This is a genomic window from Deinococcus carri, from assembly GCF_039545055.1.
In the GTDB taxonomy this organism is placed as follows: domain Bacteria; phylum Deinococcota; class Deinococci; order Deinococcales; family Deinococcaceae; genus Deinococcus; species Deinococcus carri.
Genome location: NZ_BAABRP010000002.1, coordinates 74,021 through 82,500, shown reverse-complemented (window position 1 = coordinate 82,500; position 8,480 = coordinate 74,021). Strand labels below are relative to the sequence as shown.

Genomic DNA, 8,480 nt, shown 5'->3' with positions numbered 1-8,480 from the left:
TGGGCTGGAAAAGCCTGAAGAACAGGGCGCCAGACATGAATGCCCTGGTGATGATCGGCACGACCGCGGCCTTCCTGTACTCGCTGGTCGCCACCGTGGCGCCCGGCATTTTCCCCGCAGGCACCGCGCACGTGTACTACGAAGCGTCCGGCGTCGTCATCACCCTGATTCTGCTGGGCAAGTACTTCGAAGCTGTCGCCAAGGGCCGCTCAAGCGAGGCGATGAAGAAGCTGCTCAGCCTGCAAGCGAAGACGGCGCGCGTGGTGCGGAACGGTCAGGAACTCGAACTGCCCACGGATGAAGTCCTGGTAGGTGACCTGATCTCCGTCCGCCCCGGCGAGAAGATCCCGGTGGACGGGGAGGTCGTACAGGGTACCAGCTTCGTGGACGAGAGCATGATCACCGGCGAACCCGTTCCCGTCGCCAAGCAAGGGGGGGCGCCCGTCGTCGGCGGCACCATCAACCAGAACGGCGCCTTTCAGTTCAGGGCCACCCGGATCGGGGCGGACACCGCCCTCGCGCAGATCATCAAGCTGGTGGAGAGTGCGCAGGGTTCCAAGCCTCCCATCCAGGGACTGGCGGACAAGGTCGTCAGCGTGTTTGTCCCCGTTGTCCTGGGAATCGCTGCGCTCACCTTCCTGGTCTGGTTGGCCCTGGGCGGGCCGCAGGCGCTGAGCTTCGCGCTGGTGAATACCGTCGCGGTCCTGATCATCGCCTGCCCCTGCGCAATGGGCCTGGCCACCCCCACCAGCATCATGGTCGGCACCGGCAAGGCGGCGGAACTCGGCGTCCTCTTCCGCAACGGCACGGCGCTCGAAGGCCTGCAAAGCGTGAACGTGGTGGCCGTGGACAAGACCGGGACCCTCACCAAGGGCAAGCCGGAACTCACCGACCTCGTCACCGCCCCCGGCTTCCACCGGGCGGAAGTGCTGAAACTGGTCGCGGCCGCCGAAGAACAGAGCGAGCACCCCATCGCCCGCGCCATTGTGGCCGCCGCGAAAAAGGAAGGCGTTGCCATCGTCCCACCCGACAGCTTCCAAGCCGTGCCCGGCTTCGGCCTGGAGGCGCGGGTGGAAGGGCGCCTGGTGCAGGTCGGTGCCGACCGGTACATGCACAAGCTCGGGCTGAACGTGGGTGAGTTTGCCGCCCAGGCAGCGCAACTCGGTGACGAGGGCAAGAGCCCGTTGTACGCGGCCCTCGACGGGCAGCTCGCTGCGGTCATCGCGGTCGCCGACCCCATCAAGGAGGGCAGCCCGGAGGCCGTGAGGGCGCTGCATCGCCAGGGACTGAGGGTGGCCATGATCACCGGTGATAACCAGCGAACCGCGAACGCCATCGCTCGGCAGCTCGGGATCGACGAGGTGCTGGCGGAGGTCCTGCCCAGCGGCAAGAGTGACGCCGTGAAGGCGTTGCAAGGCAAGGGCAACACGGTGGCCTTCGTGGGTGACGGGATCAACGACGCGCCAGCTCTCGCCCAGGCAGACGTGGGGCTGGCCATCGGCACCGGCACGGACGTGGCGGTCGAGACGGCCGACGTGATCCTGATGTCGGGCGACCTGCGCGGCGTGCCGAACGCCCTGGCGCTCAGCCGCGCCACGCTGCGGAACATCAAGCTCAACCTGTTCTGGGCCTTTGCGTACAACATCGTCCTGATCCCGGTCGCGGCGGGCGTGCTGTACCCCGCTTTCGGGTGGCTGCTCAGCCCGGTCCTGGCTGCTGCGGCGATGGGCTTCTCCAGCGTGTTCGTGCTCAGCAATGCCCTGCGGCTGCGCTCCTTCCGGCCGCCCGTTCGTCCCGAGGGTGCGCTGGCCGGCACGCCCTCGGCCACTCCGGTCCCGGTCTGAAGCCCAAGTTCTCCTGCCTGGAAGAAAGGCCCACCCATGACCACCCGTCGCCCCACCCGCGACCTGGCCCCCCTCGCCTTTTCCACCCCCACCTTCGACTGGGCGGTGGTGGGGTTCGGCAGCCTGATGCTGTTCGGCGTGCACCTCGACGCCTGGGCGCACCACCGCTTCGCCCTGGAGAGCTTCTTCACCCCCTGGCACGGGTTGCTGTACGCGGGGTTCGCCCTGCTGGCCCTGCTGCTCGCCGGGACGGCGCTGCGTGGGGGCGGACTGCGGCCGGGGGCGATGCCCGCCGGGTACGGGCCCGCGTTGGTCGGCGCGGGCCTGTTCGCCCTCGGGGGGGTGAGCGACCTGGTGTGGCACACCCTGTTCGGCATCGAGGTGAGCGTCGAGGCGCTGCTGAGCCCACCGCACCTGCTGCTCGCCCTGGGGGCGGGGCTGATGGTCACCGGGCCGCTGCGGGCGGCGCTCGCACGCGGCGAGACACGTGCCCCGTGGCCCGCCCTGGCGTCCCTCGCGCTGCTGCTGTCACTCCTGACCTTCTTCACCACGTACGCCAACCCGCTGACGGAAGCAGGCGAGCTCGGGCCGGGGGGTGAACTCGGCCAGGTCCTCGGCGTGGCGGGCGTGCTGGTGCAGAGTGCCCTGCTGACCGGAACCCTGCTGTTCGCCGTGCGGCGCTTCGCGCTGCCCGGGCTGGGCCTCACCCTGATCGTGACGTTCAGCTCCGCGCTGATGCTGCTCGTGCATGTCAACTCCGTCCTGCTGCCCGCGCTGCTCGCGACCGGCCTGCTCGCCGACGGGTACGCCGCCTGGCTGCGGCCTGCCGCCGGGCAGGCGCGCGCCTTTCAGGTGTTCGCGGCCCTCGTTCCGGCGACGCTGTTTGCGCTCGTGCTGCCCACGCTGGCCTTCACGGGCCTGCTGGGCTGGAGCGTGACCCTCACGTCCGGCGCCGTGACGCTCGCCGCCCTGACCGGGTGGCTGCTCAGCTTCGCATTCCTGCCCCTCAAGGAGACCCCATGACCAAATTGACTGTTGGCCCCTGGATTGCCGCCCAGAAGCTTCCCCACCGGGAGGCGGCCCGGGATCGCCTCGCCTTTCTTGAACGCGTCCAGGTCCGGCAGGACCCGCGGGCGGTCGCCGGCTTCCCGCTGGTGGGCCTGGGCGGCAGTTGTGGGAAGCCCTGCTTCGCCCTCCCCTACACCCTGGCGTGGACGGACGAGAACACCCGGCAGCTCGAGGACGTCGCCCGCGAGTTCGGCTGCTACGTGGAGTACGGCGTGTACCCCCACCTGAAACTGCACGAGAATGACCAGGAAGTCGCCGCCGTGCAGGACTGGACCACGTTCGCCGCCGTGTACCTGCGGCCCGGCTACGAGCGGGCCGAGGAGCTGCTTGTGCGCCTCGCCGAGACGCTGGCCCCACAGCCAACGCAGAGCTGAGGCCAGTGGCAGGCGGGAAGAGACTGCCGGGCCTGATCGACCGAACCCGGCAGGAGACCCCGGCACTCTCGTTCGCACGGCACAAGCCCGCATCACGTTGCCTGGTGGCCAGCTTGGTGGGTCAGTTCCAGCCGTCCGGTCCCCACAGGCTTGACCCGGTCCTGCACCTGCACCTCAGCTCAAGCAAACGGCGGCACGCCTGTGCCAGTCCTGAGTGAAGCGGGTGAGGTCGGAACGCGGCCCTCACCCTTCTGCTGGCCCCGCATCTGCCCCTTCAACCCGCGGCGGGCAGCGTGAAGGCAAAGCGGCTGCCCTGACCGGGCATACTCTCCGCGCGGATACACCCACCCATACGCTCGACGAGACCCCGTGCAATGGTGAGACCCACCCCGCTCCCACCCTCCCCACGGGAACGTGCGGGGTCTGCACGGTAGAACCGCTCGAACACCCGGGGCAGGTGCTCCGCAGCGATCCCGCCTCCGGTGTCCGCCACGAAGAACTGCACGAAGGCGCCCTCAAGGGCAGCGCCGACCGTGACCCGCCCACCCGCCGGGGTGTGCCGCAAGGCGTTGGTGAGGAGGTTGGCCAGCACCTGCGAGGCGCGCCCGAAATCCGCACGCACCTGCGGCAGGTTCGGCGCAACCTGTACCGCGAGAACGATGCCCTTCTCGTTGTAGGCACCCTCGAAGCGCTCCCGCGCGGCCTGCAGGAGGTCTGCCGGTGGGAAGGTGCTGAGGTGCAGTTCGAGGTGACCACGCTCGACCCGTGAGACCAGGCTCAGGTCGTGGGCGAGGCGCTCCAGCGCGCTCACCTCACGCTGCAGCGCCTCACGCGCCGCTTCCGGTCCCATCACGCCGTCCGCCAGCGCCTCGGTGTAGCCGCGCAGTGCGGCGATGGGGGTGCGCAGTTCATGCGCGACATTGGTGATCAGGTCGGTGCGCTCCTGCTCGACCTGCCCGAGGGCCGCCGCCATGCGGTTGAAGCTGCGCGCCAGGTCGGTCAGTTCGTCGTTGCCCTCCTCGGGGAGCCGGCGCTCGTAGCGCCCCGACGCGAGGGCGCGGCTGCCCTCGCTCAGCAGGCCCACGCTGCGCACCACCCGCCGCGCGGACGGCAGGGCGGTGACGGCCGCCACCAGCAGCGCGAGCGGCAAGGACGCCAGCAGCGCGGAGGTGAGCGTGCTGCGCATGCCGCGCTCGAGGTCAGGGCGCAGCTCCGCGCCGCTCGGGCCGATCAGGGCGACCATCCGCTCGACGTGGCCGCGGACGAAGGCCGGGGCCAGCAGTTCGGAGAACAGCAGCAGGGCGCCGAGGGCGACGACGACGATCAACACATGCGACAGCAGCATCTTGACGAAGAAATTCATGGCGTCCTCGGGCTTTCGTCCTGCCCGTCCTCGCGAAAGCGGTAGCCCACGCCGCGCACCGTCTCAATGTACCTGGGGCGCTCGGCGTCGTCCCCGAGCTTCCGGCGCAGTCCCGTGACATGGACGTCCACCACACGTTCCATGCGGGGATAGTCCACGCCCCACACCCGCTCCAGCAGCCGCTCGCGTGTCCAGGCCAGCCCCGGGTACTGCGCCAGGGTGAAGAGCAGGTCGAACTCCAGCTTGGACAGGCCGAGGGGTTCACCCCGCAGGGTGGCGGCCCGCGCCCGCACGTCCAGGCGCAGCTCGCCGTGCTCGATGACCTCCCGCACGCCCACGCGGCGCAGCAGCACCTTGACGCGCGCGACCACCTCACGCGGGGAGAAGGGCTTGGTGACGTAGTCGTCTGCGCCGCCCTCCAGACCGCGCAGTTTGTCCTCTTCCCCATCGCGTGCGGTCAGCATCAGGAGGGGCAGCTCGGGAAAGGTGGCGTGGGCCCGCCGCGCGAGTTCCAGGCCGGTCAGACCCGGCAGCATCCAGTCGAGCACCGCCACGTCCGCCTGCGGCAACAGGCTCAGCGCCCGCGTGCCGTCCCGGGCTTCCAGCACCCGGAAGCCCTCCTGGCGCAGGTACACCCGCAGGATTTCCAGAATGGCCGGGTCGTCATCCACGATCAGCACGCTGGGCACTGGGCCTCCAGGTCAACGGGCCGGTCCCGCTTCTGATGGCGTTCACCTTGCTTGGCACGCTCATGGGGTGGCCCATTCTCCGGCTCTGGCCGGGACCGCAACGTCCGACGCGGCTTTACCGTTGCAGCCCGGCCCGGCCCGCCCAGCGGCTCAGGTCCGGCGGTCACCCCTCGTCGGGGGAGGACCGCCCTTAACCACGCAACCCAGGTTGCAGCCTGGTGACTGATCCTCAGACTGCTCCTGATGTTCATCGTCTGCCCGGCCGGTTCTTTGTTTCCCTGCCCCACTTGTGGTTGTTGAGCTGCGAGAATCCCGGCGTTGCCCAGGACAACGGTGGCCAGGCTCTTTTGGGACAAGACACTCACCTCCAGCGTGAGGCTAACGGCAGGCCGTTAAGTTCCTGTAAAGCCATGCTCGGTGACGGTATGAACGGGTGACCGTACGGCCGGCGTTGGGCACTGTCCCTGCGGGGCCAACCGCCACGCGAAGAACAGAACGTGGTTGAGAGCCTGGCCACCTCAACCGTGGCCCTCACCGCAGCGCCCCCTCCCCCTGCATGAAGCGCCGGTACCTGAGCATCACGAGCAGGAGCGCCACGAGCAGCAGCTCCAGTCCAGTGGTGGTTAACCCGAAGGCATCCCAACCCTCGATCTCGCCCGCCTCCGGGCCGAAGAAAGGAATCCCGACCGTGCGGGTGACGACGTACATCCCGGCGATCAGGAGGTTGCCCACCACACCCGCCCCGTAGTACGGCACCTCCAGACGGCTGCTGCCCACCCGCGGGAAAGGGTCACTCTGCGCCGCTTTCGTTTCGAAGGAGCGCAGCAGCAGGAAGCCGCCCCACACGAACTGCGTGGCGGTGGCCACCAGGAAGAACAGGCCGTAGCCGAACCACTCGGTAAAGTGCGCGCCGGTCACGCCCCCGTGGAGGACGGCCGCCAGCATGGAGAGACCCGCGGCCAGCGGAATGCGCGGGTCGGTGAAGGCGTAAGCGCGGTGGGTCAAGGCTGGCTTCCTTTCTGCGGGCTCGGGTACTCTATGGTCCGCTGTACAGCGTACGCTGGTGCGATCACGCGTTCCTGCCGGATGCGGTTTTCCCGGTCCACGTGCAACTCGTACCAGATGCTCGACCCGGGAACAAACAGGGACAGGATGCTGTTGCCCTGTTCGTCACGGCCAACTACGCGCACATCCTCGGCACCGCCGCCCATGTAGATGTCCGTCGCGGCCAGCGTGTCGGCCGTCAGAGGAAAGGTGTGGGGAGACGTGTCCAGGCCACCCAGCGCCTGCTCGGTCACCAGGAAGGTTCCCGCGGCTTGCATCGCCTGCACAACCCGAGCGAGCCACTGCGCCTGATTCGGGCCGGGCGGCCAGCGCAACTTCACCTCGGCCGTCCCCCCCGGCCACTCGGGGTCCGTGGCCTTCACGCGGACGGTCGTTTCCCCGTTCTGCCACTCGTAGGGTGCGCGGAAGCACCCGCGGCCGCAGGAACGCGGGTACAGCGTGAAGCTTCCAGCCGGTCCCTTGCCGTTCACCCGGACGCGCGTCCTCTCGCCCGGCTTTCCGGTGGGTTGCGCGACCTGCACCCGCAGCTCTCCCTCGACGGCCGTGACGTACACGCTCAGGAACCCGATCTGGTCGGCCGCGTGCACCGCGGGCCCGGCCGGGGGAGGCGCGCTCAGGACGTTCGCGGCCGTGAGGGCCTGCGGCGGGGTGGCGTTCACCAGCCCTGCGCTGAGGACCAGGACGCCCAGCAGCGCGAGGCCTTCCGCGGGGACGAGCCGGGAGAGGTGCGAGGGACCCGACGTCCGGGCCGGCATCGCCCTCATGCGGGCCAGCAGGGCGAGCCCCAGGGCGAGGAGGACCAGCGCGACCTTGGCGAGCAGCAGCTGCCCGTACCGGGTCGTCCACAATTCGGCGGGGACGGCGAACTTCGGCCAGGCGAGGACGCCGCCCAGCAGCAGGAGCGGCAGGACCGTCCAGGCGGCCAGACCCGCGTACCGTCCGGCCCCGCGCCTGAGGCCGTCCGTCCACCCGCCCCTCCCGGACCGCAGCACCTGCGCGAGATGCACCAGGGCCCCCACCCACACAGCGGCGAGCAGCAGGTGCGCCAGGCCGAGGGGTGTGAACCAGAAGCTTTCCGCGGTGCCCAGATGCCCCTGCCAACCGACGGCCAGTGCCCCGCCCACCAGGGGGAAGCCCACCCATGCACGGGACCGTCCTCGCGCCAGGAAGGCACTCGTGAGGAAGGCGAGCAAGGCCAGAACGGCCGCGACGCCAGGGCCGCTATCCAGGATCACGCCACTCGGGCTGCTGGCCATCAGGGAGACGAGATGCATCGCGCTCCCCAGGGCCGCCAGGCCAGCGCCCGCGCCGATCCAGGCGTGCGGCACCGCCTGCCTGCGCCACACGAACCGCTCGCTGACCCACCCGCCCAGCGAGACGGTGAGCCCGAGCAGCACCAGCGCGCTCCCGACCACCCAGGGCAGCGGCAGGGTATCCACGTTGTCCTGCACCCCGGGAATCGCGCCCTGGGCGCCCACACCGAACGCGAACTCCCCGCTGGACAGGTGCCCGTCCCCCGCCACCACCTTCCAGGACACGACGTACACCCCGCTTTCCAGGGGGGGGAGCGCCGCGAGCAGGTTGCGCCCGTCTGCCCCGGTACGCAGATCCGGTATGTCCCGGGGCTTCCCGTTCAGCGCACGGACGCGGATCTGCGCCGAGTGGAGGCTCACCGGTTCGCTGAACTGCAACGCGAGCTGGCTGGGTGCCTCGGCGAAGCGCGCCCCGGCGCGCGGGAGGGTGTTGACCAGGAAAGCATGCGCGGCGGCCCCGGAAAGCCAGGTGAGGCCCAGCACCACGAGGAAGGCCCGAACCAGCCGCGCCAGGCGGTCAGGGCGCTGGGTCACGGGCGGAGGCGGCGCTCCAGAACGTCAAGTTCCTCCGCGGTGATCTCGCCCCGCGCGAAGCGCTCACGCGCCAGCTCCCATGCCGGGTCCCGCTCGTCTCCGCGGCGGCCATCGCGAGTGAGGCGCGCCACCAGGTACATCACGGCCGCGATGACCGCCACCCACAGCAGCAGGCTCAGCAGCATGCCGCCGCCACATCCCATCATTCCCATCATCACTGGTCACTCCCA

Annotated in this window: 8 protein-coding genes (1 of these 8 cut by a window edge); 3 read left to right on the top strand and 5 right to left on the bottom strand. The window is 69.8% G+C overall.

Going from position 1 to position 8,480, the window contains the following annotated elements; all coding sequences use genetic code 11:
- The 3 genes in view from ABEA67_RS05390 to ABEA67_RS05380 are tightly spaced (at most 36 nt apart) and all read left to right on the top strand, a layout consistent with a single transcriptional unit that may run on beyond the window.
- On the top strand, positions 1-1,844 hold the 3' portion of the coding sequence (locus ABEA67_RS05390) for a heavy metal translocating P-type ATPase (protein WP_345462085.1). The gene continues 664 nt to the left of window position 1, outside the view; 1,844 of the gene's 2,508 nt are visible here — the last part of the coding sequence; its start codon lies beyond the left edge, outside the window; the stop codon is at positions 1,842-1,844.
- A 36-nt stretch (positions 1,845-1,880) separates the two neighbouring features.
- The gene (locus ABEA67_RS05385) at positions 1,881-2,867 is read left to right on the top strand and encodes a hypothetical protein (protein ID WP_345462082.1); all 987 of its coding nucleotides are present in this window, start codon (positions 1,881-1,883) and stop codon (positions 2,865-2,867) included.
- Positions 2,864-3,286 (top strand): hypothetical protein, encoded by a 423-nt coding sequence (locus ABEA67_RS05380; protein ID WP_345462079.1) that lies wholly within the window; start codon positions 2,864-2,866, stop codon positions 3,284-3,286. Before ABEA67_RS05385 ends, ABEA67_RS05380 begins: the two co-directional genes overlap by 4 nt.
- 274 nt (positions 3,287-3,560) lie before the next feature.
- On the opposite strand, the gene ABEA67_RS05375 is transcribed toward ABEA67_RS05380, so the two are convergent.
- The 5 genes from ABEA67_RS05375 to ABEA67_RS05355 form a co-directional block, all read right to left on the bottom strand.
- The gene (locus ABEA67_RS05375; RefSeq protein ID WP_345462076.1) at positions 3,561-4,649 is read right to left on the bottom strand and encodes a sensor histidine kinase; all 1,089 of its coding nucleotides are present in this window, start codon (positions 4,647-4,649) and stop codon (positions 3,561-3,563) included.
- Positions 4,646-5,338, bottom strand: coding sequence for a response regulator (locus ABEA67_RS05370; RefSeq protein WP_345462073.1), 693 nt, complete (start codon positions 5,336-5,338; stop codon positions 4,646-4,648). The genes ABEA67_RS05375 and ABEA67_RS05370 overlap by 4 nt, the downstream gene beginning before the upstream one ends.
- Positions 5,339-5,869: 531 nt before the next feature.
- Entirely contained in the window at positions 5,870-6,343 is a 474-nt protein-coding gene (locus ABEA67_RS05365; protein WP_345462070.1) for a hypothetical protein, read from the bottom strand.
- Positions 6,340-8,250: a copper resistance CopC family protein gene (locus ABEA67_RS05360; RefSeq protein ID WP_345462067.1), complete on the bottom strand. Its 1,911-nt coding sequence runs from the start codon at positions 8,248-8,250 to the stop codon at positions 6,340-6,342. The genes ABEA67_RS05365 and ABEA67_RS05360 overlap by 4 nt, the downstream gene beginning before the upstream one ends.
- Positions 8,247-8,465, bottom strand: coding sequence for an SHOCT domain-containing protein (locus tag ABEA67_RS05355; RefSeq protein ID WP_345462064.1), 219 nt, complete (start codon positions 8,463-8,465; stop codon positions 8,247-8,249). Before ABEA67_RS05355 ends, ABEA67_RS05360 begins: the two co-directional genes overlap by 4 nt.
- Positions 8,466-8,480: the final 15 nt, after the last annotated feature.